At 60.2% G+C, this 26,349-nt stretch carries 33 protein-coding genes; 5 read left to right on the top strand and 28 right to left on the bottom strand.

Going from position 1 to position 26,349, the window contains the following annotated elements; translation table 11 throughout:
* Nucleotides 1-149 precede the first annotated feature (149 nt).
* On the top strand, nucleotides 150-857 hold the full coding sequence (gene tsaA, locus A8O26_RS27740; RefSeq protein ID WP_064120795.1) for a tRNA (N6-threonylcarbamoyladenosine(37)-N6)-methyltransferase TrmO: 708 nt from the start codon (nucleotides 150-152) through the stop codon (nucleotides 855-857).
* A gap of 181 nt (nucleotides 858-1,038) precedes the next feature.
* Here tsaA and fpr read toward each other — a convergent pair whose 3' ends face one another.
* Nucleotides 1,039-1,818 carry a ferredoxin-NADP reductase gene (gene fpr / locus A8O26_RS27735; RefSeq protein ID WP_007908723.1) on the bottom strand — a complete coding sequence of 260 codons (780 nt, stop codon included), beginning with the start codon at nucleotides 1,816-1,818 and terminating at the stop codon, nucleotides 1,039-1,041.
* A gap of 146 nt (nucleotides 1,819-1,964) precedes the next feature.
* Between fpr and A8O26_RS27730 the strand changes: the two genes are divergently transcribed.
* Nucleotides 1,965-2,891 (top strand): LysR family transcriptional regulator, encoded by a 927-nt coding sequence (locus A8O26_RS27730; RefSeq protein WP_026000650.1) that lies wholly within the window; start codon nucleotides 1,965-1,967, stop codon nucleotides 2,889-2,891.
* Here A8O26_RS27730 and A8O26_RS27725 read toward each other — a convergent pair.
* Nucleotides 2,888-3,250 carry a diacylglycerol kinase gene (locus tag A8O26_RS27725; protein WP_042557932.1) on the bottom strand — a complete coding sequence of 121 codons (363 nt, stop codon included), beginning with the start codon at nucleotides 3,248-3,250 and terminating at the stop codon, nucleotides 2,888-2,890. The two genes, A8O26_RS27730 and A8O26_RS27725, sit on opposite strands and share 4 nt — an antisense overlap.
* A 74-nt stretch (nucleotides 3,251-3,324) precedes the next feature.
* On the bottom strand, nucleotides 3,325-3,975 hold the full coding sequence (gene erdR, locus A8O26_RS27720) for a response regulator transcription factor ErdR (RefSeq protein WP_008077176.1): 651 nt from the start codon (nucleotides 3,973-3,975) through the stop codon (nucleotides 3,325-3,327).
* Here erdR and A8O26_RS29885 point away from each other — a divergent pair.
* Complete coding sequence (locus tag A8O26_RS29885) at nucleotides 3,968-4,126, top strand: hypothetical protein (protein ID WP_155740694.1); 159 nt, start codon at nucleotides 3,968-3,970, stop codon at nucleotides 4,124-4,126. The two genes, erdR and A8O26_RS29885, sit on opposite strands and share 8 nt — an antisense overlap.
* Nucleotides 4,127-4,198: 72 nt before the next feature.
* On the opposite strand, the gene A8O26_RS27715 is transcribed toward A8O26_RS29885, so the two are convergent.
* Nucleotides 4,199-4,945: a tRNA-uridine aminocarboxypropyltransferase gene (locus A8O26_RS27715; protein WP_064120794.1), complete on the bottom strand. Its 747-nt coding sequence runs from the start codon at nucleotides 4,943-4,945 to the stop codon at nucleotides 4,199-4,201.
* Between the two features lie 189 nt (nucleotides 4,946-5,134).
* On the opposite strand from A8O26_RS27715, the gene A8O26_RS27710 reads away from it, so the two are divergent.
* On the top strand, nucleotides 5,135-5,560 hold the full coding sequence (locus tag A8O26_RS27710) for a PA3611 family quorum-sensing-regulated virulence factor (RefSeq protein ID WP_064120793.1): 426 nt from the start codon (nucleotides 5,135-5,137) through the stop codon (nucleotides 5,558-5,560).
* On the opposite strand, the gene A8O26_RS27705 is transcribed toward A8O26_RS27710, so the two are convergent.
* Nucleotides 5,561-5,755: a hypothetical protein gene (locus A8O26_RS27705; RefSeq protein ID WP_034154934.1), complete on the bottom strand. Its 195-nt coding sequence runs from the start codon at nucleotides 5,753-5,755 to the stop codon at nucleotides 5,561-5,563. It abuts the gene before it with no gap.
* A 338-nt stretch (nucleotides 5,756-6,093) separates the two neighbouring features.
* On the opposite strand from A8O26_RS27705, the gene A8O26_RS27700 reads away from it, so the two are divergent.
* Entirely contained in the window at nucleotides 6,094-7,212 is a 1,119-nt protein-coding gene (locus tag A8O26_RS27700; protein ID WP_064120792.1) for a TIGR00730 family Rossman fold protein, read from the top strand.
* A 54-nt stretch (nucleotides 7,213-7,266) separates the two neighbouring features.
* Here A8O26_RS27700 and recX read toward each other — a convergent pair whose 3' ends face one another.
* The 23 genes from recX to A8O26_RS27585 form a co-directional block, all read right to left on the bottom strand.
* The gene (gene recX / locus A8O26_RS27695; RefSeq protein ID WP_064120791.1) at nucleotides 7,267-7,737 is read right to left on the bottom strand and encodes a recombination regulator RecX; all 471 of its coding nucleotides are present in this window, start codon (nucleotides 7,735-7,737) and stop codon (nucleotides 7,267-7,269) included.
* Between the two features lie 8 nt (nucleotides 7,738-7,745).
* Complete coding sequence (recA, locus tag A8O26_RS27690; RefSeq protein WP_008077164.1) at nucleotides 7,746-8,801, bottom strand: recombinase RecA; 1,056 nt, start codon at nucleotides 8,799-8,801, stop codon at nucleotides 7,746-7,748.
* Between the two features lie 83 nt (nucleotides 8,802-8,884).
* The gene (locus A8O26_RS27685) at nucleotides 8,885-9,385 is read right to left on the bottom strand and encodes a CinA family protein (protein ID WP_064120790.1); all 501 of its coding nucleotides are present in this window, start codon (nucleotides 9,383-9,385) and stop codon (nucleotides 8,885-8,887) included.
* Between the two features lie 67 nt (nucleotides 9,386-9,452).
* Entirely contained in the window at nucleotides 9,453-9,971 is a 519-nt protein-coding gene (locus A8O26_RS27680) for a lysis system i-spanin subunit Rz (protein WP_064120789.1), read from the bottom strand.
* Complete coding sequence (locus A8O26_RS27675; RefSeq protein ID WP_064120788.1) at nucleotides 9,950-10,516, bottom strand: glycoside hydrolase family 19 protein; 567 nt, start codon at nucleotides 10,514-10,516, stop codon at nucleotides 9,950-9,952. Before A8O26_RS27675 ends, A8O26_RS27680 begins: the two co-directional genes overlap by 22 nt.
* A 107-nt stretch (nucleotides 10,517-10,623) precedes the next feature.
* Nucleotides 10,624-11,784 (bottom strand): phage tail protein, encoded by a 1,161-nt coding sequence (locus A8O26_RS27670; protein ID WP_064120787.1) that lies wholly within the window; start codon nucleotides 11,782-11,784, stop codon nucleotides 10,624-10,626.
* A 12-nt stretch (nucleotides 11,785-11,796) separates the two neighbouring features.
* On the bottom strand, nucleotides 11,797-12,396 hold the full coding sequence (locus A8O26_RS27665) for a YmfQ family protein (RefSeq protein WP_064120786.1): 600 nt from the start codon (nucleotides 12,394-12,396) through the stop codon (nucleotides 11,797-11,799).
* Complete coding sequence (locus tag A8O26_RS27660; protein WP_064120785.1) at nucleotides 12,384-13,427, bottom strand: baseplate J/gp47 family protein; 1,044 nt, start codon at nucleotides 13,425-13,427, stop codon at nucleotides 12,384-12,386. Before A8O26_RS27660 ends, A8O26_RS27665 begins: the two co-directional genes overlap by 13 nt.
* Complete coding sequence (locus A8O26_RS27655; protein ID WP_064120784.1) at nucleotides 13,417-13,815, bottom strand: phage GP46 family protein; 399 nt, start codon at nucleotides 13,813-13,815, stop codon at nucleotides 13,417-13,419. The genes A8O26_RS27660 and A8O26_RS27655 overlap by 11 nt, the downstream gene beginning before the upstream one ends.
* A complete protein-coding gene (locus tag A8O26_RS27650) occupies nucleotides 13,815-14,324 on the bottom strand; it encodes a phage baseplate assembly protein V (RefSeq protein WP_064120783.1) in 510 nt (169 codons plus the stop codon). The genes A8O26_RS27655 and A8O26_RS27650 overlap by 1 nt, the downstream gene beginning before the upstream one ends.
* A 61-nt stretch (nucleotides 14,325-14,385) precedes the next feature.
* A complete protein-coding gene (locus A8O26_RS27645) occupies nucleotides 14,386-15,435 on the bottom strand; it encodes a phage baseplate assembly protein (protein ID WP_064120782.1) in 1,050 nt (349 codons plus the stop codon).
* A gap of 3 nt (nucleotides 15,436-15,438) precedes the next feature.
* Complete coding sequence (locus A8O26_RS27640) at nucleotides 15,439-16,677, bottom strand: DNA circularization protein (RefSeq protein WP_064120781.1); 1,239 nt, start codon at nucleotides 16,675-16,677, stop codon at nucleotides 15,439-15,441.
* Complete coding sequence (locus tag A8O26_RS27635; RefSeq protein ID WP_064120780.1) at nucleotides 16,664-18,226, bottom strand: hypothetical protein; 1,563 nt, start codon at nucleotides 18,224-18,226, stop codon at nucleotides 16,664-16,666. The genes A8O26_RS27640 and A8O26_RS27635 overlap by 14 nt, the downstream gene beginning before the upstream one ends.
* Before the next feature lie 130 nt (nucleotides 18,227-18,356).
* Entirely contained in the window at nucleotides 18,357-18,653 is a 297-nt protein-coding gene (locus A8O26_RS27630) for a phage tail assembly protein (RefSeq protein WP_007908778.1), read from the bottom strand.
* Nucleotides 18,650-18,997 carry a phage tail tube protein gene (locus A8O26_RS27625; protein ID WP_007908779.1) on the bottom strand — a complete coding sequence of 116 codons (348 nt, stop codon included), beginning with the start codon at nucleotides 18,995-18,997 and terminating at the stop codon, nucleotides 18,650-18,652. Before A8O26_RS27625 ends, A8O26_RS27630 begins: the two co-directional genes overlap by 4 nt.
* 67 nt (nucleotides 18,998-19,064) lie before the next feature.
* Nucleotides 19,065-20,561, bottom strand: coding sequence for a phage tail sheath subtilisin-like domain-containing protein (locus tag A8O26_RS27620; protein WP_064120779.1), 1,497 nt, complete (start codon nucleotides 20,559-20,561; stop codon nucleotides 19,065-19,067).
* Complete coding sequence (locus A8O26_RS27615) at nucleotides 20,561-20,740, bottom strand: DUF2635 domain-containing protein (protein WP_064120778.1); 180 nt, start codon at nucleotides 20,738-20,740, stop codon at nucleotides 20,561-20,563. The genes A8O26_RS27620 and A8O26_RS27615 overlap by 1 nt, the downstream gene beginning before the upstream one ends.
* Nucleotides 20,737-21,321, bottom strand: a complete 585-nt coding sequence (locus tag A8O26_RS27610) for a phage tail terminator protein (RefSeq protein ID WP_064120777.1) — start codon at nucleotides 21,319-21,321, stop codon at nucleotides 20,737-20,739. The genes A8O26_RS27615 and A8O26_RS27610 overlap by 4 nt, the downstream gene beginning before the upstream one ends.
* A 78-nt stretch (nucleotides 21,322-21,399) precedes the next feature.
* On the bottom strand, nucleotides 21,400-22,428 hold the full coding sequence (locus tag A8O26_RS27605) for a hypothetical protein (protein WP_064120776.1): 1,029 nt from the start codon (nucleotides 22,426-22,428) through the stop codon (nucleotides 21,400-21,402).
* Between the two features lie 8 nt (nucleotides 22,429-22,436).
* The gene (locus A8O26_RS27600) at nucleotides 22,437-22,649 is read right to left on the bottom strand and encodes a tail protein X (RefSeq protein WP_064120775.1); all 213 of its coding nucleotides are present in this window, start codon (nucleotides 22,647-22,649) and stop codon (nucleotides 22,437-22,439) included.
* Nucleotides 22,642-23,025, bottom strand: coding sequence for a phage tail protein (locus A8O26_RS27595; RefSeq protein ID WP_007964328.1), 384 nt, complete (start codon nucleotides 23,023-23,025; stop codon nucleotides 22,642-22,644). The genes A8O26_RS27600 and A8O26_RS27595 overlap by 8 nt, the downstream gene beginning before the upstream one ends.
* Complete coding sequence (locus A8O26_RS27590; protein WP_064120774.1) at nucleotides 23,022-25,496, bottom strand: phage tail tape measure protein; 2,475 nt, start codon at nucleotides 25,494-25,496, stop codon at nucleotides 23,022-23,024. The genes A8O26_RS27595 and A8O26_RS27590 overlap by 4 nt, the downstream gene beginning before the upstream one ends.
* Nucleotides 25,497-25,625: 129 nt before the next feature.
* Nucleotides 25,626-26,207: a phage tail assembly protein gene (locus tag A8O26_RS27585; RefSeq protein WP_064120773.1), complete on the bottom strand. Its 582-nt coding sequence runs from the start codon at nucleotides 26,205-26,207 to the stop codon at nucleotides 25,626-25,628.
* Between the last annotated feature and the right edge of the window lie 142 nt (nucleotides 26,208-26,349).

The raw sequence follows: 26,349 nt of genomic DNA, 5'->3' as shown, positions 1-26,349 counted from the left end.
CGGCCTTCGCGAGCAAGCTCGCTCCCACATTGGATCTATGGCGTGCACAAGATCCCTGTGGGAGCGAGCTTGCTCGCGAATAGGCCAGCCCTGCCACCACCAGACTTGAGGTTGGACGGGTTATCATGCCCACCCCGCCCCCGCTTCGAATGCAAACCATGACTTACAGCGTCTCCCCCATCGGCTTCGTGCGCTCCTGCTTCAAGGAGAAATTCGCCATCCCCCGCCAGCCACAACTGGCCCCCGCCGCCCGTGGCGTGCTGGAACTGGTGGCACCGTTCGATCAGGGTGACGCCGTACAAGGCCTGGAGCAGGTCAGTCATGTCTGGCTGCTGTTCCTGTTTCATCAGGCACTGGAAGAAAAACCGCGCCTGAAGGTCCGTCCACCACGCCTGGGCGGCAACAGGTCCATGGGCGTGTTCGCCACCCGCGCGACTCATCGACCGAACGGTATCGGCCAATCCGTGGTGAAACTGGACAAGGTCGAAGCCAATCAGCTGTTCATCTCCGGTATCGACTTGCTCGACGGCACGCCGGTTCTCGACATCAAACCCTACGTGCCTTACGCCGATATCATTCCCGACGCCGCCAACAGCATCGCCAGCGCGGCGCCGCAGCTGATTGACGTGCAGTGGACGGACTCGGCGTTGAAACAAGCGCACACACACGCTCAGCGCCTTGGCGAACCGTTGGTGGCGTTGATTGAACAGTGTTTGGCCCAGGATCCGCGTCCGGCGTATCAAACCCCGGCGCCCGAGCGCGAATACGGCGCGCAGTTCTGGGATCTGGACGTGCGCTGGCATTACCCGACGCCTGAGCGGATCCGCGTGCTCGAAGTGATTCCTGCCGAAGCGTAAACCCGGAAACGAAAAAGCCCGCGCTGCCTTCTCAGGCAACGCGGGCTTTTTCATGCAATACAAACCAATGTGGGAGCGAGCTTGCTCCGGGCGGCGTTCCGACGAAGGCCTCGTGTCAGCCAACATTAACGTTGATGACAGACCGCTTTCGCGAGCAAGCTCGCTCCCACAGGTATTGCAGTTACTTCTCGACGAACGCACGCTCGATCAGGTAATCACCCGGCTCGCGCATCCGCGCCGAGATCTTCAGGCCGAAGCTGTCGAGCACTTCGCTGGTCTCGTCGAGCATGCTCGGGCTGCCGCAGATCATCGCGCGGTCGTCCTGCGGGTTGATCGGTGGCAGACCGATGTCGCTGAACAGCTTGCCGCTGCGCATCAGGTCGGTCAGACGGCCCTGATTCTCGAAAGGCTCGCGGGTCACGGTCGGGTAGTAGATCAGCTTGTCACGCAGCGCTTCACCGAAGAACTCGTTCTGCGGCAGGTGCTCGGTGATGAATTCGCGGTAGGCGACTTCGTTGACGTAGCGTACGCCGTGCACCAGGATCACTTTTTCAAAGCGCTCGTAGGTTTCCGGGTCCTGGATCACGCTCATGAACGGCGCCAGACCGGTGCCGGTGCTCAGCAGGTACAAGTGCTTGCCCGGGTTCAGGTCATCGAGAACCAATGTGCCGGTAGGCTTCTTCGAGATGATGATCTCGTCGCCTTCCTTCAAATGCTGCAGCTGCGAGGTCAGCGGGCCGTCCTGCACCTTGATGCTGAAGAATTCCAGATGCTCTTCCCAGTTCGGGCTGGCGATCGAGTAAGCGCGCATAAGCGGGCGGCCGTTGGGCTGTTGCAGGCCGATCATCACGAACTGACCGTTCTCGAAGCGCAGGCCCGGATCGCGGGTGCACTTGAAGCTGAACAGAGTGTCGTTCCAGTGATGAACACTGAGGACACGCTCGTGGTTCATGTTGCTCATGTACGTTTGACTCCTGGATATTGGGTCTGCGCTGGCTTTTGAAGCGGGCTGTTGAAGCTGATGGCGCGCAATTGCATCGCATTCTAATAGCGACGACAATATCTGTTAACTGGATTATTAAGATAAGGGTTATCGGTTATATCGATATGCGATTTACTCTCCGTCAACTGCAAGTCTTCGTCGCCGTCGCCCAGCAGGAAAGCGTATCCCGTGCTGCGGGTCTGCTCAACCTCTCGCAATCGGCCGCCAGCACCTCGATCACCGAACTCGAGCGCCAATCCAGCTGCCAGCTGTTCGACCGCGCCGGCAAGCGGCTGAGCCTCAACGCCCTCGGCAAACAGCTGTTGCCGCAAGCGGTGGCGCTGCTCGATCAGGCCAAGGAAATCGAAGATCTGCTCAACGGCAAATCCGGTTTCGGCTCGTTGTCTGTCGGCGCCACGCTGACCATCGGCAACTACCTGGCGACCCTGTTGATCGGCAGCTTCATGCAGCGCCACCCGGAAAGTCAGGTGAAGCTGCATGTGCAGAACACTGCCAATATCGTGCAACAAGTCGCCCACTACGAAATTGATCTGGGTCTAATCGAAGGCGATTGCAGCCACCCCGACATCGAAGTGCAGAGCTGGGTTGAAGATGAACTGGTGGTGTTCTGCGCGCCGCAGCATCCGCTGGCGCAACGCGGTAGCGCGACCATGGAAGAGTTGACCCACGAGGCGTGGATTCTGCGCGAGCAGGGTTCCGGCACGCGACTGACCTTCGATCAGGCCATGCGTCACCATCGTAGCTCGCTGAATATCCGCCTGGAGCTGGAACACACCGAAGCGATCAAACGCGCGGTGGAATCGGGGCTGGGGATTGGCTGCATCTCGCGGCTGGCGCTGCGCGATGCGTTCCGACGCGGCAGTCTGGTGCCGGTGGAAACGCCGGATCTGGATCTGGCGCGGCAGTTCTACTTCATCTGGCACAAGCAGAAGTACCAGACCTCCGCCATGCGCGAGTTTCTCGATCTGTGCCGCGCTTTCACCGCCGGGGTGCAGCGCAGCGACGAGATCGTTTTGCCGACCATCGCTTAAAGCAGAATCACCGCCCACACCAGCGCGATCATGCTCAATGCGACGAATTGCGCGGCGCTGCCCATGTCCTTGGCGTTTTTCGACAGCGGGTGCAGTTCCAGCGAGATGCGGTCGATGGCCGCTTCGACCGCCGAATTCAGCAGCTCGACGATCAGCGCCAGCAGGCACACCGCGATCAGCAGTGCTTGTTCGACCCGGCTGACATTCAAGAAGAACGTCAGCGGAACCAGCACCACATTGAGCAGTACCAGTTGGCGGAAGGCTGCTTCGCCGGTGAAAGCCGCGCGCAGGCCGTCCAGCGAATAACCGGAGGCGTTGAGAATACGTTTCAGGCCGGTCTGGCCCTTGAAAGGTGACATAAAGTAGAAACCAACCAAAAAGGAGTGGGAAAGCTAGAGCAACAAAAGTCAAAAAAGCGTGAAGACGCCAGCCTTTATTGGCTTGGAATTGACTCAAGTTGTTGCAGCAGTAAAGCCGCTTGCGTGCGAGTGCGCACATTCAGCTTGCGAAAGATCGCCGTGACGTGGGCTTTGATCGTCGCTTCCGAGACACTCAGTTCATAGGCAATCTGCTTGTTCAGCAGGCCTTCGCAGACCATGGTCAACACGCGGAACTGCTGCGGCGTCAGGCTGGCGAGGCCGTCGCTGGCAGCTTTGGCTTCGTCCGAAACAGCAACCGCTTCGAACGCCTGCGGTGGCCAGAACACATCGCCGTCGAGCACTTTGCGCACCGCTTCCTGAATCACGCTGAGGTCGCTGGACTTGGGAATGAAGCCACTGGCGCCGAACTCACGGGATTTGACCATCACCGAAGCTTCTTCCTGCGCCGACACCATCACCACCGGAATCTGCGGGTACTGTCCGCGCAGCATGACCAACCCGGAAAACCCGAAAGCGCCGGGCATGTTCAGGTCCAGCAGGACCAGATCCCAATCAGCCTTTTCAGTCAGGCGGGTTTCCAGTTCGGCGATGCTCGCCACTTCTACCAGCCGGACATCCGGGCCAAGGCCCAGCGTCACCGCTTGATGCAGGGCGCTACGAAACAGGGGGTGATCATCGGCAATCAGGATGTCGTATGTGGCCATTTTTCAAATGATCCTGTTTTTGATGGCAGACCCGGTGCATTCCGGTCTGGCCAAAGCAACTCAAGATGCCGCTTTCAAGCGATATCCACAGGGGCACGTTCAACGCCAATCAACAGCAAACACGGCGTTTCAAACCTTGGCCGCACCCTAATCGGCGCCAAGCATGCCCAGCGAAGACGGGGTGGTCAAGCAGCACGGCCGCCGACGTCTACAGTATGGGCCACTATTGGGCCAACTCCGGCTGCGGCTTTCGTATATAGGGCAGCAACTCGGCATGAGCGGGGGTGGCTTCATTCATGTCCACCTGTTGTTTGGCGCCGAGGTAATGCTGGCTGAACACGTCAAAATAGGCGTCCAGCGCCGAGGCGGCATCGCTGTCACCGGCCAGTTCCAGGCACAACGCCGCGACTTCGGCAGTGCACAAGTGTTCGCTGCGGGTCGAGCGGCGCAAGCGATAACGCGAGAGTTTGTCGGGCAGCAGGCTGAGGATCGGCAAACGGTCGAAATACGGGCTCTTGCGGAAAATCTTCCGCGCTTCGGTCCAGGTTGCATCGAGCAAAATGAACAGCGGACGCTTGCTGCTATCGGCAGCAACCGTGTTGGTCACTCGCGACGGCTCGACGTATTCGCCGGGAAACACCAGGTACGGCTGCCATTGCGGGTCGCTGAGCAGTGCGAGCATCTGCGGATCGGGCTCGGTGCGTGACCAGATAAACGCATGGTTATCGCGCACCACGTCGGCAATCAGCCAACCGGTATTGCTCGGTTTGAACACTTCCTTGCCGGTCATGATCAGGCATACGCCCGAACGGGTGTCGACACTCGGACGCCAGGCGCACAGACAATGGCTGATGATCACCCGACAATCGCGGCAGCGCTCGGAGCGAAAGCCACGGGCCTGAATCGGCTTGATGCCTTCATCTTCGCGTTGGTCGCGCAGACGGGCGACGGCATTGGGGGCATGGTTCATCGCGGGCAACGCCGGCAGACAGGGAAACTCGACACGAACAACACTCGGCAGGGCAATAAAGGCCGGCAGTTTACCAGAGCGAGGGGCACAAGCCTGTACCCTCCCGACCGGCTCCCCTATAATTCGCCGCCACTGAACGCACAGTCACGTGGCTGGTCGAACCACCAGTCACTGAACCAGGAGAGTTTCATGCTGCGCCTTATCGTTCCCACCGCTGCCATTCTGCTGGCGTCGTCCTTCACCGCTCAGGCTGCCTCCCTGAGTGAGCAGAATCTGAACCGCGAGCTGCGCAACGTCGCCGCCCAAAGCAGCGTCGGCACGCCACGCGCCATCAATGAAGACATTCTTGATCAGGGCTACACCGTTGAAGGTACTCAGTTGATCAACCACCTGAGCGTACAAAAGAGCCACGCCGACAAAATGCGCGCTGACCCTAAAGCCGTGTATTTCCAGTTGGGCGCCTCGGTGTGTAACAACCCGTCGTATCGCAAGCTGATGGCCAAAGGCGCGATCATGCGTTACGACTTCACGGAAGTGAAAACCAACAAAGCCATTGGTTCCGCCAGCTACCAGGAGTCGGATTGCCCGAAAGCCGGCCCGGCGAAGAAGAAGTAATTATCGCGAATTGGCGCGCCGCTGTTCATCCTCGGCGCGCAGTTCGGCCAGCAAGGCCTGTAGATAGTGCGAACGGCGTTCACCGCCCGCCAACCGCCGGCAGCACTCCTCTTCGAGACTGAGATGATTGGTCTCGGCTGATGCCTTCAACATTCGATACAGCTGCGTATCGATCTCCAGAATCACTCTGGCCATGTGTCCCGCCTCCTTGCCACCCGCAAATCCTTGAATCGCGTGCACCGTGACGCAAAGCTGTCGTACGACGCCTGTACGTTAGTTAATCAGAGGGATTGCCGCTCGGCGCACGTTCGGACGAGCGGTGACGGAACGGGCGGAAAATCAATAAACGGTTGCCAGCCAAAACCTTGCAGCGCAATGATCAAGTCAGCGCGATTGCGCGCAAGGGTCTAGATTCAGAGTATTCCCGATCATTTTTCAGCGGCAGGCAAGGAACTGCTGATCGTGTGTTTTTTGCAGCGCGGCACTGACGCCGCTCGTCAGGGCCATCCGCTCTGTGCAGAAGGAGACGTTGAATGCCTTACCAACCGAATGACCTCTTGAGCCGTCATTTTCAGGAAAGCGGTCCCGACCTCATCAGCCAGGTCGAAGCACAACTCACCCGTGTTTCCCCCAACAGCCCGAACATTCCCATCTACCGCGACATGATCCTCACCGTGCTACGCATGGCGCAGGAAGACCACAACCGCTGGAACGCCAAGATCACCCTGCAAGCCCTGCGCGAACTGGAGCAGGCGTTTCGCGTGCTGGAACAATTCAAGGGGCGACGCAAAGTCACGGTGTTCGGCTCTGCGCGCACGCCGGTCGAGCATCCGTTGTATGCCATGGCCCGCGAACTCGGCGCGGCACTGACACGTTCGGACATGATGGTCATCACCGGTGCCGGAGGCGGCATCATGGCCGCCGCGCACGAAGGTGCCGGGCGTGATCACAGCCTCGGGTTCAACATCACCCTGCCCTTCGAACAACATGCCAACCCCACGGTCGACGGCACCGGCAATCTGCTGCCGTTCCACTTTTTCTTTACCCGCAAGTTGTTCTTCGTCAAAGAGGCCGACGCACTGGTTTTATGCCCCGGCGGGTTCGGCACGCTGGATGAAGCGCTGGAAGTGCTCACGCTGATCCAGACCGGTAAAAGTCCGTTGGTGCCGGTGGTATTACTTGATGCGCCAGGCGGCACATTCTGGCAAGGCGCGATGGATTTCATCCGCCAACAACTGGAGGAAAACCATTACATCCTGCCGACCGACATGAAACTGATGCGACTGGTTTATACCGTTGAGGAGGCGGTGGAACAGATCAACCAGTTCTACAGCAACTTCCACTCCAGTCGCTGGCTCAAGCGCCAGTTCGTGATTCGCATGCATCACAAGCTCAGCGATCAGGCACTGGAACACATGCAGGAAGCCTTCGCGGATCTGTGCCTGAGCGACCAGTTTCATCAACACGCCTACGCCGGCGAGGAGCACGATGAAGCGCAGTTCAGCCATCTGGCGCGCCTGGCCTTCGCGTTCAACGCGCGCACTCACGGGCGTCTGCGGGAGTTGATCGATTACATCAATCTGCCGGAAAACTGGGCTGACTCAAAACCACAAACAACGCAACGCTCGCGCGAACCGTCAAAGGCAATTTGAAGGCAAAAAAAACGGCCCGCTATTTTCATAGCGGGCCGTTTTTATTGAAGCGGTTCAATCGTCCATCCCTCGACCGCTGAACAAGCGGTTGATCATCTCCATCGAGAACCCCCGATACGCCAGAAACCGGCCTTGCTTGGCCCGCTCTCTCGCATCGATCGGTAAATGCCCGGAGAACTTCCGACGCCAGGTGTCCTGAAGTTGTTCCTGCCAACTGATACCGCTTTCGCGCAGTGCCAGTTCGATATCGGCGCGTTGCAAACCTCGCTGGCTCAGCTCTTCGCGAATCCGCAGAGGGCCGTAGCCGGAACGAGCACGGTAGGAAACAAAGCTTTCAAGGTAGCGGGCTTCGGAAAGCAGTCCCTCTTCCGTCAAACGGTCGAGGGCTGTTTCGATCATCTCCGCCTCGGCGCCGCGCTGACGCAGTTTGCGTGTCAGCTCGACTCGACCGTGCTCGCGGCGTGCGAGCAGGTCCATGGCGGTTCGTCGCACCGCGACGAGGGTATCGAGTACGGCGGTGGTCATCGCTGCAATCAGATGTCAGCGTCGGCCAGGTCGTCCTCAGTCTCTTTGACTGCAGAAGCCTTGGAGTCGATCACTGTCGGCGTCAGCAGTTTGTCACGCAGTTGTTTCTCGAGCTTCGCGGCGATTTCCGGGTTGTCCGCCAGGAACTTGGCCGAGTTGGCCTTGCCCTGACCGATCTTGGTGCCTTCGTAGGCATACCAGGCGCCGGATTTTTCAACGAAACCGTGCAGCACGCCCAGGTCGATCATCTCGCCATTGAGGTAGATGCCTTTGCCGTAAAGAATCTGGAACTCGGCCTGACGGAATGGCGAAGCGACCTTGTTCTTCACAACCTTGACGCGGGTTTCGCTGCCGACCACTTCGTCGCCTTCCTTCACCGCACCGGTACGGCGGATGTCGAGACGAACCGAAGCGTAGAACTTCAGCGCGTTACCACCGGTGGTGGTTTCCGGGCTGCCGAACATCACACCGATCTTCATACGGATCTGGTTGATGAAGATCACCAGGCAGTTGGCGTTCTTGATGTTACCGGTGATTTTACGCAGCGCCTGGGACATCAGACGGGCTTGCAGGCCCACGTGCATGTCACCCATTTCGCCTTCGATTTCAGCCTTCGGTACCAGTGCTGCCACGGAGTCGACGATGATCACGTCAACCGCGTTGGAGCGCACCAGCATGTCGGTGATTTCCAGCGCCTGTTCGCCGGTGTCTGGCTGCGACACCAGCAGGTCGTCGACGTTGACGCCCAGTTTGCCGGCGTACTCAGGGTCGAGGGCGTGTTCGGCGTCGACGAATGCGCAGGTCGCGCCGGCTTTTTGCGCCTGAGCGATCACGGACAAGGTCAGTGTGGTTTTACCGGAAGATTCAGGACCGTAGATTTCAACGATACGGCCTTTTGGCAGGCCGCCAATGCCGAGCGCGATGTCCAGACCCAGAGAGCCAGTGGAGATAGCCGGGATCGCCTGACGGTCTTGATCGCCCATACGCATCACGGCACCCTTGCCGAATTGACGTTCGATCTGACCCAGGGCCGCAGCCAAGGCTTTCTTCTTGTTGTCGTCCATTAAAGTCCTCACGTAATCAATAAGGCCTGACGGCCAACACCTGTATAAGTAGCCAGTATTATTCCACAGCGTTCGCGGATCGCCTACCCCTGATTTTCGATTTCTCGTGCCGCTAGTCGCAGGAGCCCCTCTAGCGCGGCCTTCACCGTTTGTCGGCGGACTTCGTCGCGGTTGCCGGGGAAGTGCTGAACCTCGCTGGTCACCGTCTCGCCGACACCCCACGCCAGCCACACAGTGCCAACCGGTTTGTTCGGCGAGCCGCCGTCCGGCCCCGCTACACCACTGACCGCCACGGCAAATCGCGCCAGACTTTTGTCCTGAGCGCCACGCACCATCGCTTCAACCACCTCGCGGCTGACCGCACCCACCGTTTCGAAGAACTCGGTCGGCACATTCAATTGCTGGGTTTTCTGCCGGTTGGAGTACGTCACGTAACCGGCCTCGAACCATGCCGAACTGCCCGGAATACGGGTGATCGCTTCGGCAATCCCGCCACCGGTACAAGATTCAGCAGTGGTGACGTGGGCATTGAGCAGTTGCAGACGTCGGCCCAGTTCGGCGGCCAGTTGAGTGATCTCTTTCACGGCATGCTCCGGATCGTGTGGAATGCCTCCACCGTACACGACCCGGTTGCGCTTTCAATACACAGACTCATTCAAAATGTTCAGGCGCGAGCGCTCTGACATAGGCCTGACACGCCTGCAGGGCGATCAATCCGCGGTCACCGGTGTCGGTGATGGCGATAATTCGTTGAGCATGCGCCGGGTCAAGTCGGGCACGTACGGCTGCATGATCCACGCCGCCGGCGCTGGCGGCGGCTGGCAGGTTGCAGCCTTGGGCAACGTCGCTGGCGTCGAGAAGGACTGACAGGCGCACATCAGCAGTAGCAAGACGATCGCGCAGGCGATCCTGATCACGTTGGGCATCGCTCAGCGCTCGGTAATGGGTTTGTTCACTGGCGGTGAGCCGTTGCTCCAGCGCCAGCCGTTTATCCTGTTCAGCCTGTTGCGCGCTGGCGGCGGTCTGGGTCAGTTGATTGAGGGTTTCGGCGTGTATCCGCGCCTGTTCCGCCAACCGCCCTTGGTAGCGCCAGTCCTGTAACTGCCACGCCGCTGCAAACGCAGCGGCAGCCAGCAACACAACCGCGATCATTCGCCCGGGGATTGGCATAGCACCGCCCTCGCCCGCGCCCAGATATCCAGGCGATCCTGCAAGCCGTTCAACCCGCCGTTTATGCGTCGGGTAATGGTGTTGAACTCGTCGCGGTCGGCCAGTGCGTTCAAACCTTTCTGTTCCCAGAACCATGCGGCAGATTCGGCGGCCCACTGCGGTTGTTCGAGCAATTCAGGCAAGGACAGCAAACGCTCATCGCCAAACAGTCCGAGGCTGCACTGACGGTAATTGTCGCGGCCGGTGATCTGGATCAGCCCGCGACCGCGATACTTTTGCCCGTCGCCATCGGCCTCCGGCGTGTTGCCCAAGCGCAAGGCCAAGGCACCGGTGTCGTATTTGCTCAGGTATTGGTTGTTGCCCAACTCCCGCACGTAGCGCAACTGCCCCGACTCGTGGCCGACCTGCGCAAGAAACGCCGCGATGCGTTTGGGCGTATTGATGAACCTGCGCGCCATCGCGGTGTTGAGCGCAGAAACAAAAACGCCCGCTTGGGTGCGGGCGTTGGGCATGATGTTCAAAAGGTTGTCTTGAGTTATTTGCATAATGCGTAGTCCTCCCTGGATGCTCCGAGTGAACCATGGCTGACGGCGAATGCCTGCCAGCCATTTTTTGCCGGAGTTTTCAGAGTGCTGTCTCGGCAAGGGCTCGATCAGTACTTGATGACATACAACAGAGCGGTGTTCATTGGTCGAGCCTCATTACCACCCGACGCCGCGACCGACATCGTATGGCTATGTTGCCCGGCAGCGTCGACGCCGACGTTGTGCGCATGGTTACCATCAGCAACGATACCGTGGGAGTGCGCCGGTGCGTTGGTCGTAAAATTGCGATTGACCGCTGGCGCCGAGCTGGAGCCCATGATGGAACCCGCTGTACTCCCACCGTTGATGACGCCCTGCCCACCCATGACGGTGTCAATGTTGAAGGCGCCACCGCCGACGACGGCACCACCGTGGGCGTGCACCCCGGCGGCATCCGTGCGTGCCGTGTGGGCATGATTCCCCGCAGCAGCGGCCGACACATCGTGAACGTGCGAGGCGTTCTGCCCCGCCTGCTTGCTGCCCAGTACGCGACCCGGATCGACCCCACGACCATCGTCCAGACCGCGGACAAACTCACCGCGCAGATCCGGCAGATTGAAGGTGTTGGCGCCGTCGCCGACACCAAACCGCGTACCGATGGCAGCAAACAGATTGGCGTATTGCGTCCTCAACACCGGCTGACCATTGCACTTGAGCCAGCCGCTCGGCGCATCGACGGTTGCAACGGTTTTCACATCGCCCACATCGGCACCCAGTTGCCTCGCCACCCCCGTGCTCGCGATCAGAATCCAGGCACCACTGCCCAAGGAGCTGTTCCATTGCACCCAGGCATCCCCGGTCGCGACGATCTCGCCGGAGCGCAGCGGCGTGTGGTCAATGCCGACCAGGGGCTTGGCGACTGAACCGGCGACAGAGAAAGTACTGGCACCGGTGTTGGTATTCAGCGCCTTGAAACGCAAGACCATGCCATCGACCAACGCGCCCGGCGCCGGCGAATAGGTCGCAGCGTAGGCATTGGCGGTGCCGGTATCCAGAGCGAAATCGATGAGGCCGGCCTGATTTATTTTGCGCACGGCGGTCAACAACTGCCCGACGTTGGCTTCATCGGGAACCAGCGCGCCGCCCTTGATCACGCTGAGTATCTCCTCGGTAACGGAGTTGCCCCACACCGCCGGGATCAGCGATCCCGGTGTCCCGGCAATCGGGTTTTCATCGACAAACTTGCCATTGACCAGACCTACGCTGGGTACACTTTTCGGGTAATCCATTGGTTTTATTCCTTAGTCAAAATTGATGTACACCTGGGTATGAGCCGGTGCACTGCGGTGAATGAGGCATTCCAGGGCCGAGCCCGGATTCATGCCGAAGCGCTCGCCCCAATAACTGGCGCCAAAGCGACGTCCGGTGGCCAGACGCCCGCCGGTGTTGAGGATCCACATGAACTGCGCCTTCCAGGTGCCAAAATGGGCACGACCAAACCGCGAGCGGCCCATGCGCGGGACGCGCAGTTCAGTGACGGTGGCGTCCGGATAACCCTGGCTGCGGGCGACTTCAATGAAGTACGCGGCGTTCTGATTGCCGACCGCCAGCAACCGCCGGCGTACGGCCAGACGCCGGTCGTCATACAGCGGCGTCGCGCCCAGACAGGGATCTGGCAGGTTCATCACCTGCTCCCAGTCCGGCACCAGTTCGCTGACGCCCGCCGGGTCCATTTCATTGAGCAGATCAACGGCGCGTGCATCCAGACGCGCCAGTTCCGCGGCGACGCCTTCCAGCACTTGATTGAGTTCGGGCAGGCGCTCCAGCTCCCAGGCCGGACCGCTGGGCAGGAGGCTGCGCAATTGGTTGCGGTACTGCGCGATACCTCTCAAGACAGCCATTCGATACCCCCAAAAGTCAGCAACTGATTCTCGGCAGCCGTGACGTCGGCCGAAGGTGTATCGAGCCGGTGATCCGTCTCGCCGGTGGCACTGCTGATGGCTTCGTCGATATGGCTCAGCAACAGGGTCTCCCCAAGGCCGGCCTCACGGTTGTGCAGATCGCGCAGTTGGCTTTCGATGGCCGCGCGCACTGCACTGGTGTCGGGAGTGATCCGCAGTTTGTAATTGACCAGCACCTGCACCGGCGCCAAAACCCTCACGTCGGCAGTCACCGGGCGCAACGGCTCGATGTAGGCCAGGACATCGGCCAACTGCTGTTCATTGGGAATCGGTTGCAGATCGTCGTCATGCATGACGAAGACACCCACGGTGCCGGGCCCGAGGAAATTGCCCCGGCACCAGGCGCGAGTGATGCCCGGGCATTCCAGCGCCCAGGTTTCATAGTCTTGCGCCGAACCGCCATGAGGTATCAGGCGGTATGAACGAATCACCCGGGCACGCAGCGACTCAAGGCTTTCCTCGGCGACACCGCCGGTGAGCCCGGGTGCCAGGACCACAAAGGTATTGCTGAGGATGCCGGCGACCGGCTGCACCAGGCTGAGCGTCAGACCGGTATCGGCATTGCCCAGGCTGCCGGCCTCCAGCGCAGCGACGGTCGTGGTGTTGATGCCATTGCGCGCCGTGCGGGCAGCCGTGACTTTGTAGGTACGCCCGTCAGTCGATTGCAACAGCGTATCGACATCCAGCACGGCGCCGAGGGTGGCGGTGAATCTGACACTGCCTTTGGCCGCCTGGGCGGGTTTTCGCGGCTGATTAAGCCGCAGTGCGGCGATACGCTCCAGGGTCGATTCGTCGGCTTTGTCGGGCAGGATCTGCTGGGCAATCCAGTCGAGATAGCCATACAGACCGTACACCGCGCCGCCGAGAGTACGGGCCAGCACTTGCGCATCGGACTGGCGCAGCGCATCGCTGGCCAGGTCGCTTTGGGTGCGCTTGATCAGCACCGGCAGCGAAGGGGTTTCAAACGGCATAGATCACCTGCCAACTGTTATCGGGGTTGATGTCCAGACGTTCACCGTCAGCCAGGGTCAAGACCGTGCGCAGGTTCAGGCGCTGTGCGTCGAGGCGATCGCTGATGATGTCGATGCCGCTGCAGTGGCCGTCGTCGATCAGCCATTGCAGGGCTTCGCGGGCATAGAACTCGGCGTCCATCTGGGTCTGCCGGGTCAGCTTGACCCGGCGTAACAGCCATAGCCGCGAGCCGATGCGGTCGTCGGCGACGGTGGGAAAGGTGTCGCCCCACCAGCCATAACGCTCCTCGTCGTCGAGGGCGTCGTCATCGGCAGCGCGGCGCCAGGTGAACAGGCTGATGAGCACCGCGCGGGTCAATGCGGCGTGGAGGTTCTGACTGATGAGCATCATTTGCCTCCTGCCGGTGCACCGGTCTGACCGCTGCCCGGTTGCACGCCGACATGCGCATGGTTTTGCTGGCTGACGGCACCGGCAATTTGATCGCCGGTGGACACGATCTTGCCGGTCTGATTGAGCACCGGCGTGTCAAAGTTCACCGCCGTACTGGCGCGGATGTTCAGCGTGGACGTCTCGATGTCGATGATTCGCCCACGCTTGAAATGGAGCTTGTCGCCCTCGTCGGTGTAGATCGCCACTTCGCCGTTGTTCAGCGATTGCAGGCGATAACGCCGATCGGCGATCACCAGAGCGATGGCGTGGGAACGGTCACCGCCAAGGAAGGTGACGACCCCCTCGGCGCCAGCCAGGGGGCGACTGGTGAAGCCGTAGGGTTCGAAATGCTCGATGTCGTCGTTCAGCTCACCGGCGGTGAGGCGCATTTGCAGCGATTGCAGTTTGGATGCCGAGTTGGCGAGCACGACGGTGCCGCGCGCCAGGAGGCGTGTCAGTAGGCTCATGAATTGTCCTCAAGACTTTGCCAACACAAAACCTGTCAGGTGATGCCCGTCAGGTTCGGTGTCAGGCCGAAGGTTTTTTCGGCGGCGTCGGATTGGCGTCGAAGGTGTGCGGCGGTGCCACTTGCAGCGTGGTCACCGAACCTTGCGCCGAGAGTGAATAGGTCACTTTGGAAATCAGCATGTCGTCATCAAACCCGAGCACCGGATCCTTGACCCGGACCAACGTGTTGTGACGCCACAAATCACCATTGGACTGGCGCCAGCCCTGCACCTGATAGGTGGTGGTCTGTGCCCGCCCGACACGCGTCGAGCTTTCCCACAGCGCGCGTTGCAACGAAAAATCGGGGCTGATCTGCAGCCCTTCGTTGATGACCGTGACGCGGCGGCGCTTGTAACCCAGATCGGTGGCCACCGATTCAATCTCGCTGACGGCCGCCCCGCTCTTTTGATCGTTGCCCTTTTGCTGGCCGATCACCCGGTATTCGGAGAACACCTGGCTGTAATCCATCGGCGCGTTGGCCGAAAGAATATTTTTGCCAAGCTCCAGCACATCACTGGCCCGGCCACTGCTGCCGGGCCTGGCCAGCAACAGCCGGCCTTGAGCGTCATCGGTGGAAAACACTCGAAACAAAGAGAGCAATCGGTCGATGGCTTGAAACACCGTCTCACCCGGCACGATGGTGTAACTGCCCAGTCGCGCCGTCTCGGTAATCTCGCTGACCACCTTTACCTTGTAGGAAGAGGCCAGCGCTTCGACGATGCTCAGCATCGGCTGATCTTTCCATTGGTTCGGGCGATTGATCGCGGCGCAATCCACCAGATCCTGCGTACAGGAACTGCCTTCGATGCTCAGACTGATCTGCCGCCCGTCATAGCGGATCGGTGCCTTGAAAACATACCCGGTCAACACCAGATCCTTGCCGATCCGCACCTCACAGGCATCCCCGGCGGCTATCCGTTGATCGACCGTCTGGCCTGGCCATTGCCAGGTGATATCGAGTTTGAAGGTGCGAAACTGACGCTCCAGATCCGCGCTGATTTCAACACTTTTCCAGCCGCCATATTCCATATCACCCACGGTGAGCGTGACGCGATTATCCATTTCGCTCATGGCTCACTCCCTGGCGACTTTCACGTCATTGGGCGACATGAACCCGGGATGGGCAGCCGCGTTGCGTTGGCTTACTTCGTCGACTCGCGTGGCATCGGTGAACTGTTTGTAGGCCACCACCAGCGCCGGCAGACTTTCCTGGAATGACTTGCTGACCAGTCGCACGCCCGACGAAGCCACGGCCTTGAGGTGCGCATTCAAGGCATCCTTGAGATCGTTGATCGCTTGAAAGTGCACCGGGCCAGCCTTGTCCAGCATCGGATTGACGGCCACCGCCACCGCATCACGCAGCGCCTGCATGTCGTCGGTCACCGGCACTTCCTGGCGAGTGACTGGCTGGTGCACCTGCTGTCCCACCGACGGTGTCGACTGCAGCTTCACCGGGGCTGTTGCCACTGGCATCGATGCGACCCATTGCGCGACTTTGACCAACATTGTGTCCTGCACCAGATCAGCCATCGCCTGCGCCGCCGCACTGGTGTCTTTGCCCGTGGTGAGTTTCGGCGCATCAGCCTTGCGAATCGCTTCGAGTTGCTGCGACACGTCGGCAATCACGCCACGGTAGCCCTCCTTGGCGAATTCTTTCAGTTCCTTGATATCGCCGAGCAAACCCTTGAACTCCGCGGCCACTTCCTTGGGCAATTCCTTGACCGCTTTGACCAGTTCGGTGATCTCTTTGTACTGTTCGATCAGCGGCTTGAGTTGTTCCTTGATCACCTCATAGACGCCGGTGAGGCTGTTGCGCAGATTGGCAATGCCGATCCGCGCGGCCTTGATCAGCGTCATTGCCTGTTCAAACCGTGCGACGGCCGAGCCCAGTAGCGTATCGGCCTTGGCCAGCAACACTTTCTGTGTGCTGACGGTAGCGGTCGGAAACGGCACTGGCTGGTCGGGATAGAACTTCAGCGCAAAGGTCACCAACCCGCCGTCCTGGCGGGTGTGAGTCATGTCGCATTCGCCGACCTTGACTTGCAATCGCCCCAGCCACGGATGCATCAGTTCACCACTGCCCGCCTCCAATGCCTTGAGCAGCTTGTCGCGCTGCTCCAGGCAATCGGCGCCGATGATGAATGCCGTGATGTCGTGAGTCCTGGCCTGTTGGCCAAGGTCTTCGAAAAACGGCAAGTCACGTTGCGGATACTCGTGCAACTGCCCCTTGCGACCGACCGGGGTTTTCGCCTGATCGATCCAGAAACCAACACCACGGAAGGATGCCGGCAATAAACGGTCACGCCAGTTCATTGGAACCTCCCATGGACAGCGAGCGATAGCCGATGCGCGACGACAGTGCCAGGCCCGGTTGATTGGTTTGCGGTTGATCGGTGCGCAGCCCCGCCGGCGCATTTTCGAAGCGCACGGTCAAGCCGCCTTCGAGTTGCGTACGGTTGTTGAGTGCGCTTTGCTGGATCAGGGTGTTAGAGGTTTGCGACAGCGAGCCGGCCTGCAAGACTGGCTTTTCCGGCGAGGTTCCCGGTGTCGGTAACTCGCTGGCTGACGACGCGCTGTTGCTTTTGAAAAACACCGGGGCCAGTTCGCCCTTGCCTTCGGCGTTGGTGCTCAGTTGAGCTTGGGTAAAGACATCCACCCGCGCCTTGGCGTCGGCAATCAGCTCACCGAAACCACCGTTGAAAAAGGCCTTGATCGGCGCGATGGCATCCTGGAATTTCTGCGACCACTTTTCAATCCACGCCGTGACCGGTTCCCAGTTTTCGATGATTTTTTCCAGTGGCGACCACCCCAACTGCTCGCGAATAACGGCATACATGGCCACGAACGGCAGTTTGATGTAATCCCAGATCGTGGTGAATGCCGTGACGACACCGCCCCAGATCGCTTGAATCACTTCAAGCGGCGACCAGTCAAAAAATTGCTGGAGGAAAGCCTTTACGGGCACCGACACCGCTCTGAGTAAATCCCAGATCGATGAGAACAAGCCCACCAATGGCCCCCAGTTATTCACAATCAGCCCTTGCGGCGAATAGTTGAACAAGGTCTTGTAGAACTCGATCACCGGCGCGGTAACAGCCTTGAGGCCCTCCCACAATGCCGAGAAAAATGCCGTGACCGGCCCCCAATTGCTGATCAACAGCCCCAGTGGCGTGTAGCTGAACATCGCCTTGAAGAACTCGGCCATCGGGATCACTACCGGGGCGATTTTCTGCCAGAGTCCAATGAAAAACGTCGAGATCGGTTTCCAGTAAGCCACGATCAGTCCGGCGGCCAAGGCAATGCCGGTGGCAATCAGCATGACCGGATTGGCTTTCATCACCATGCTCATCACATCGAACACCTGGGTCGCACCCGTCACGGCGGTTTGCATCGCCGAGAAGGCAATGGCCCCCGCCGCCAGACCTTGTACCAACTCAGGATTGTCATTGAGCAGGCTGCCAACCCCGGTCATCAACGGCTCAAGTCCGACGACCACGGCACCCACCGCTGGCACCAGCGCGGCGTTCACCGCGTTGGAAACCTTCTCCATCGACGCACTGAACACGTTCATGTTCTGTGCAGCGACTTTCGGTGCGGCGGGCAAGTCGACGGTTTTTGCCGTGTCGCTGACTTCGGTCAATTTGCCCTGAAACGCTGCCGCCGACTTGATCCCGTCCACGAATGGCGTGATCACGCTGCCGCCCTTGAACAGACCGCTGATGTCCAGTTTGCCCAGACCGGTCTGTTCGAGGTTTTTCTTGAAGCTCTCGACCTTCGCTCGCAACGCGCCGAGTTTGGGCGACAGTTCATCGATGCCCGTGATCAGCACCGGTGTTTTCACTTTGCTTTCTTCGTCTGCCATCACTGCACCTGCTGCATCGCATTGATCCGTTGCGCGTGCTCCAGCGATTCGCGGAGCACATCCAGTGGCCTGGCCATCATCTGTTCGGGGTCAACCTTCCAGAACCAGGCCAGGTCATAGGCGACGGCGATCAGGTCGGTGATGGCGCCGACGCCGCACTCATGAAAAAACTCGCAACGGCCCAGCTCAGCGCATTGAGGTCAGCCAGATCGAGCTGGTTGACCGACGACGGCGGAATGCCGGCGCACACGGCGATGTATTTGGCCGCCACGTCCATGTCGAGGCTGACTTCTTCGCTCTTGTCGATCTTGTACGGCAGCGCCTTGATCGCTCGCACTTCCTGCACCGTCGGACGGCGCAGGACGAGTTCGGTCAGGGGCTCGCCGTGAGCTTCGATGGCAACTTGAAGCTTCACGGCGCCGCTCATTGCCAGGTCCCCTTGATGCCTTCGAATTTCAGTTCGATGGTGGCGTCGTCGCCTTTGGAGACTGGCTCCTCAACCAGATAGGCGCCGGCCAGCACGTAGACTTTGCCGTTGCTGAATTCGCAGGTAACGGTGATGTCGGTGCCTTCGATCAGCTTCTTCAGCGGGAAGTCGGCGGTGTGCAACGCGGTCACTTTGAACGACGGCGCGATGTCGGTTTCCTTGTAGAAGCCCGGTACGACGGTCTCACGTTTAACGGCCATCAGCGGGGCTTCGCAGCCGCCATTGATAGTCAGTTGCGCGCCGTCGACTTTGACGTAGCAGGTGCCTGCAATCAGTTGACCCATGGTGTTACTCCCTTGAATAAAAAAGCCCACGCGAGGTGGGCTGAATGCTTGACGTCAAACACGCTGATCAAGCCGCGTCGTCGTACTGCAGACGGAATTGGTTGAGCAGTGCAAACACGCGCAGACCATTGATGTAATCCGGCGGGAACAGCACGTTCACGCGGCTCGGATCCTGCACGTCGCGCTCGACGATCAGGTGCTCGGCGAACAGCTCGGCATTTTCGACGTGACCTTCCAGTTCGAGCTTGGCGTACTGCGCGATCAGCTCACCGCGAATGGTCGCTGGCGTCACGATCGGTTGGCCGGCGCCGAAACGGGTGCCGTCCGACGCCAGTTTGTGCCGGCCGTATTTGCTGGTGATCACGCTTTGCAGACGACGCACGATGAACGCCGACTGGTGCATGGTTTCGCTGTCCAGATAGGAGTTGTCGGCCTGGCCAAAAGCGTTCTTCTGGTAGGTGGTGATCGAGCGCTGAATGCGCACGTAGCCGCCTTCGTAGTAGGCGGTGGCGATGCCGTAGTTGAGCAGCGACTGACGCTCGGTCAGGGTGAAGCGCTCGCTCGCGGGTGCTGGGTCAACGCCCGGCAGACTGCCGCTTTGCGTTGGACGGCTGGCATCGGCGGAGATGAACACCGCGGTGCGTGCAGCCAATGCCGCGGCCTGAACCCAGACCGGCTGCGGAACGCCCGGCTCCAGCGCCTGAATCGTCGTGTGCTGGTCGTTGCGCGCCTGGCCTGCAGCGACCAATGTGCCGACGGTACCGCGCTTGGCGCTGTAGACGTGACCGAACAATTGCTTGGCCCACGACCAGCGACCGGTGCTGTCATCCATGACCGCTTGCCAAGTGTTGAGGGTGGCCAGATCCGACCATGGCAGGCAGATGAATTCGAACGGTTCATCACCCAGTGCAGCGATAGCCGCGACCTGATCCGGAACACCGACACCGCCGGTCATCGGCGTAATGGCGGTGACCAGCCCAGCCGGAGTCTCTTCACCGTTGCTCTTGCCGAGGCGATTGAATTGCAGACTGATGTCGTTAGCGCTTTCGCCGGTCCATTTGGCGCTCAGAGTCACCACGCCTTCGGCAGCGACAGCGCTGACGGGCAAATCGGCAGTCGCATTGATTTTCAGCGCCAGCGCAGTGGCCGCCTGGGCTGCCGTGGCGCCGGTGACGATGGTGGCTTGCACCCGCACACCACCGACATACAGGTTAAGTACGCCGGCCTGAGTGGCGGCACCGGTCAGGGTCAGGACACCTTTGGCGATGCTGCCTTCAGCATTGTGCAGCGGCAGGCACCAGATCTCACCGATCGGGTCGGCTTTGCGGAAGGTCTCGTACATCGAAGCGAGCATCGAGCCCTGTCCGCCGATGCTCTTGGCCAACGCCACACTGGACACCAGCATCAGTTTGCCGGCATCGGCCGGCGCGATGTTGTCGTTGACCTGAGCGACGATCAAACGACGCATGGCCGAGCTCGCGCTATTGGCGGCCGAGTTGTCCATCTCGGCATAAAACAGCGGTACACGAATGTCCGCAGGAATGTTGCTGAATCCGATCGCCATTATTTGGCTCCCTTTTGTTTGGCTGTTGCGGTTTTGAGGGTGATATCGCCGTCGGTCAGACGCCGGCGCCACCAGGCGCTGTCCAGCACTTCACGGCCTTCCAGCGGCAGCAGATCGCCTGCTTCCGGGTCAGGTACGGCACGGCCAACAGCCGGCTGCACGGTGATGCGTTTGCTCATGGGGTTACGTCTCCAGAGAAAGTCATTTCCACCCGCCCATCGGGGCCCGGGCGTTTCAGGTTGGGATCGGCCGGATCGATCGCATCGACCCGTACGGTGGCCCCGGTAAAGGACGACAAACCGTCCAGTTCGCGTTCGTGCCAACTCTCCGCAGGCTGACTCGGCAGATTGCGGCCGAGCTGGAACTCGGCAAAAAAGCGCAGCCGATAGAAGGCGCGGCTGCTGTTGATCGAGACCAGTTCGCCGCCGTCGTAGACGATGGCGCTGTAGGTGGCATCAAGCTTGAATCCCACCAGCGCACGCCACAGTTCGGCGCGCAGGTCGTGCAACAGATCCAGCGCTTTTGTAGCGTCGGCGGCATCAAGCACGAGGACGATTTCGAAGCGCTCGCGAATCGGTTGGCGGATGAGGTTTTGCGCGATGCTGTCGCTGGCCAGATCGGCCAGCGGCAGCACGTGAGCCGAAGGTGTTGGCAGATCGGGGTTGCCTTGCAGCAACGCCAGATCGACACCCACCGAAATGTGATTGGCAAGCCCAGGGCATTGCCCACGCAATTGCGTGAGGATCGGGGTGATCTTCATGGTGGTGTTCCGGAATTAGGGGAGTGACCGCAGGACTCACGCCTACAGGGATATCTGTCGCGGTGAAGTCGCGCAGGATCAGGCTTTGGCGTCCGCCTTGGGGCCGAGGCCGGTTGCTTCGATCAGGCAGCGATAGCTTTCCTCGCGTTTGCCGCTGGCGGTGACCTTTTCGATCGACCAGCGGCCGCGCATGAAATCAGGCCAGGTGTCATCGAGTACCAACAGGCCTTCGGCAGCCAGTAACGGATCGCCCGGGCAGGTGACCTTCAGCTTGTATTTCTCGCGCAGCATCTTGCGCACTTCGGCTTCGCCGATGGCTTTGGCCTCTTCTTCACTGGACTGTTTCTGGCGAATGACCTTGTAGGGCCCGGAACCGGTTATCACCTCGCGCAGTTTGCCGGCTGCGACGTCCCAGAAGCAGGTCTTGCAACCCTGGTTCTGGGTGCGAGCGGTCTCTTCCAGTGTGGCGCTGATGAAGGCGTGATCACCCGGTCGATTGTTGCTGGTCACCGACAGCCTGACGTCCGGTATCACCTGGCCCGAGAGGTTTTTCAGCTGCGCCGGTTTCGCCAGCACGTAGAGGTCGTTGAACGGTTTGGCCACCGCGTCATATTTCTTTGCCAGTCGCGTGATGAAGCTCATGTCGGTTTCGTTCGACTGGTCGACATGAGCAACCCGGATCAGCGCCAGTTCGGGATCGACGCGCGGCGAAAAACCGTGCCGCTCAACCAGTTTCCTAAACAGCCCGCCAAGCGTCGTGGGTCCATGACTGGCCGTACGCCGTTCCTTGAATCCGGTTTCGTCCTTGCCGCTGAAAGGCGCGGCCGTAGCGACCAGCGTCAGGCGCAGCGGGAACAGCGTGGGTGTCAGTCTAGTCACCTTGAACTGACCCTTTTCGACCAGCCCGGACTCCAGATAACCCACCCGCAGGCCGATGGTTACGCCCAGGGTCGGCAAGCCTTCGAGGCCTTCCAGGTCGATCACCAGCGTCAGTTGATCGGACTCCATACCGGCAGCATCAATGTGTTCCCAACTGATCAGACGCTGATTCAGCAGGTCTTTGTTGGCCCCGTAGATTTCGATCGCCGGAGTAAATCCCTGTGTCATGCAGCCTCCTAATCCCAGGCCAGAACCGGTTTGATCGCGGCGGGTTTGCTGTCGAGTTCCGGCAGTGCCACCCAGACACCTGCCGGCAGAATCGGACCCCGTTCGGCCAGGGTCGGGTTGAGTTTCCACAGGGATTCTTCGGCGCTGTCATCGCTGCGACCGGTTTCGCGGTACAGCAACAGATTCACCGAATCGCCAGCCATGCTTCGTACCTTACGCATTGTTGAACTCCGCCAGTTCAAGGGTCCAGTCGACCACCATCGCCGTACCATCATCGATGATGCAGGTCTGGGTTTCCTGAACCATGGTGATTCGCCACAGGCCCCAATTACGGCCGATACCATCAATCAGCGGCAGCGGCACACGAAGGGCTTGCAGCGCCCGCAGCTCATCCAGCCGATCCATGGCCACCGCGTACATTGATTTACCGGTGATGGTCAGGGTTTCGGGTTTCTGGCCAATTTGATGGGACTTGGGTTTGCTGGTGAGAATCTGCAGTTCCGTCCAGCCGCCGTCGGACTTGCGCAGAAAACTGCTGTAGGCAAAGCCGCGTGACAGGCCAAAGATGAAACTGCCCAGGGCCATTTGTTGTTTCATGTGGCGACTCCATCGGTCAGGGCTGCGTCACGTCGTGTGGCGAGGGGATTGGTCGGCATGATCTGGCCCAACTGCCCCATGGTTGTTTGCACCACCAGATTGGCCAGTGCCTGGGCGCTGGTCTGGTCCTGACCATTGATGTTAATGGTTGAGTTGAACGTGACCGGCTGGCTGGCGGCGGTGGTGGCAGGTGCCCCGGGGATCGTAGAGGTGGCCGCGGTCGCGATGAGGTTTTCACTGACCTGTGCAGGTGAGCCGAGACGATCGACTTGTGTCCCTAGCTTGTCGCCCAGGGAATCCCCGATGGCGCCCCCCGCCATGCTTCCGAGCCACCCGCCAATTGCCGTGCCCACACCGGGAAAAATCAACGTGCCAAGCGCTGCACCGACGGCGGCCCCGGCAGAAGACCCGGCCAACGAGGCACCGGACGATACGACGGCACGCTTATCGCCGTTCATGACGCCGGTGACCATTTCATATCCGGCACTGAGCAACCGCAGCGGCGGTGCCCGTTTGGCAAGCAGTCTGCCTGTCCTGGCGTAAGAACCGGACAGTGAAGCGGCCGGTGCAGGACTGACGGCTGATGACCCTGCAAATGCCGTCATGCTTGCCGGCCAGGACGTGCCGGACATGCGCGGCAGAACGGTTTGTGCCGGCGACACCGGCGGCGCACTGATCCGTGGTGGCCGAGGGGTCACCGTACGGGGGCTTTTCCCGCCTCGACCGGTTTGTTCACGTCGGACTCGAGGCTTGATGCTTGACCGGCGAGGCTTGAGTTTGTCGCCCGCCCCACCGCCCAGCGGTTGACAGCAGCAGTCATGGCCCGCGCCGTTTCCGGCAGACGTTTTCTTGGCTTTCGGGTCTTCAATATCGGCAATCAAACCGCCAAGACCGAGCGGCAATTTTGAAGCGACGCCCTTGAGCAGTTTGTCGGTGAAATTGCCGAATGCCTTGGCCATCACCGCCACCACGATGGCCGACAGTCCAGCGCCCGCAAGGGCCAATGCCGTCGAGGTCTTGGGATGGGCTTCAGCCATATCGGCCACGCCATTGGTCATATTCGTCAGCGAGTCCAGCGTGCCGGTCGCATCCGGCGCCAACGCCGTGATCAGACGATTGAGACTGGCATCGAACGCGTTCCAGCTTCGCTGAGGGTCTTTGCCCGCAGGCTCGGCGCTGCGTTCAATCGCGCCGCTGTAAGCCGGTGTCAGTGGATCGTTGGGCTTGAGCAATGAAAGCGGCGTATGCGCCTCCCCGGCTGTGCCCATCCACTGTCGCACGCCCCTCTCACCCTTGAATGGCGATGCGAGGGTGCTCTGGGTCGCTTGCGAGGGCACAAGCGTCGACGTTCCTTCCAGCTTGGCCGGAGAAACCCGCGAAAACGCCTTTTGCAGGTCTTCGGGTTTCGCCAGCAGTTTGCGTACACCGTCGTCGCCACTGAAAAGTGTCTTGATCAGCTCCGTTTGCTGCTCTGCCGGTTGTTGCTTCAATGCCGCCAACGCTTTGACAAGGTTGTCCGGTGCGTTTTCGGTCAACTTGCCGGGATCAAGTCCCAACGCCTTCCACGCCGACTGCTCGGCCGCCGAGCCTTGGCTGCCTTTGCCCAAGGCTGCGCTGATACTTTTCACCGCCGCGCCGGCACCGGCCTTGTCGACATCAGCGTTGAGCAACGCGGCTGACAGCGCCGCCAACTGCTCGGGCAGGATCCCCACTGCAACGGCCGACTCGCCGGATTGCTGCACGACCGAGCCAATGTCGGCAGCCGTCGCACTCAGTCCGCTGTTGCCCAAATGCTGAGTCGCATCGGCCAGCAACTGACCTTGAGTGCGATCCAGTTTCATCGAGACTTGCCAGGCCGACAGCATTTCACCGGCCGACTTCAGGCTGATGCCGAACGCCGACGCATTGACCGCTGCATCCTGGGCAAAGTCCAGCAGCACCTGTTCCTTGTCGGCGCCCTTGAGACCCGCGCCTATCCCGGACCTGCCAGCCGCGACTTCGACCTGCACCAGATCCACGACCGTCGCCCCACTGCCGGAAACCCGTTTGTCGGTGGCCAGTTTGAGGTTGGCTTTCGACAGCGTGTCGAGGTCGCCACTCAGGCCTTGAACCTGCTTGAGCTGGGCCATGGCGGTTTCCAGGGCCATGTCCGATTGCAGGTAGGCAGGAGGCGAGCGTTGTTCAATCTCAGCCTTGAGCTTTGACTTGCTTTCGCCGCCTGCCGCCGGTGCGGCAGTTCCCACTGGCACCTTGAATGATGCCAGGGCCGTGTTCAGCCCCAGGACAACAGCGCCGAGTTTGATCTGTTCACGCACCAGACTGCGGATGTCCAGGCTGGCCGTAAGCAGCGCCTCTTTCAGTTCGGACAGTGGTTTGACCAGGCTGTCTGTGGCCGATCCCCCTGCCGACAAGCCGGAACCCGCGCCTGCGGTTTGCGCGGCGTACATCAGCGAAAACGATGTGTCTGCCATTGCCGCTCTACTCCTGTTTGACGCCAAGGCGAGTGATCGCTATGTCGTAGCGGCGCAACGCCTTTTCGGCGTCCCATTCCAGAATCTCCGCTTCACTTACCGGGTAAATGAGCGGGACGATATCGAGGATTACTTCGATGTCGCGTTCCGAAAGTAGGCCGCCGGCTGGTTTAAAAAATCGTCTATGCGCACCTGCAGCTGGGTCCAGTCCGGAACAGTCATCAGGGCCAGATCGGGGATCATCAGACCGGTGCAATGGGCGGTGATGAACTCGGCGCGTTCCTTGGCCGTTTTCAGTTTCTTCATCACCTTAGTGGCGCGCAGTGCCGGCATTTCCAGGCTCAGCGAGGTCACGGTGCGGCCGGTCACGGCAAGCGGTTGCAACAGCTGGATCTGATCGGGATCGTCGGACTTTTCTGCGTCTTCGACCTGATCGAGAAAATGCGACGCCGGGCGAGTCGACATTTCGTGCACGTACTGCGCGATGCTCACGTAGTCCGGGCGTTTGAGCTGGTCGAGCTCCTTGACCGACAGGCCGGTGGCGAGCAGCGCCAGTTCGAAGAACTGATCGTCTTCGTCATCGCCAGCGCGCTCCAGCGCTTCCTTCTGTGCGGCGTAGAGCAGTGGCTTGAGCTGGATCTGGTTGATCTGCGAACCGTCATCGCCGGTGATCGGCGACAGCAGGTCATGTTGGGGTGGCATCCACGACATGTATGAATTCCTTGGTGATTCGTTTAGATCCAATGTGGGAGCGAGCTTGCTCGCGAAGGCGTCGGGTCAGTCAACATCGATGTTGAACATCAGACCGCTTTCGCGAGCAAGCTCGCTCCCACAGGGTTTTGTGATTGCCTGT

This window comes from Pseudomonas fluorescens, assembly GCF_001648775.1.
GTDB lineage: Bacteria > Pseudomonadota > Gammaproteobacteria > Pseudomonadales > Pseudomonadaceae > Aquipseudomonas > Aquipseudomonas fluorescens_M.
The sequence above is the reverse complement of the archived record's forward strand: the minus strand, read 5'-3'. Positions and strand labels throughout refer to the sequence as shown.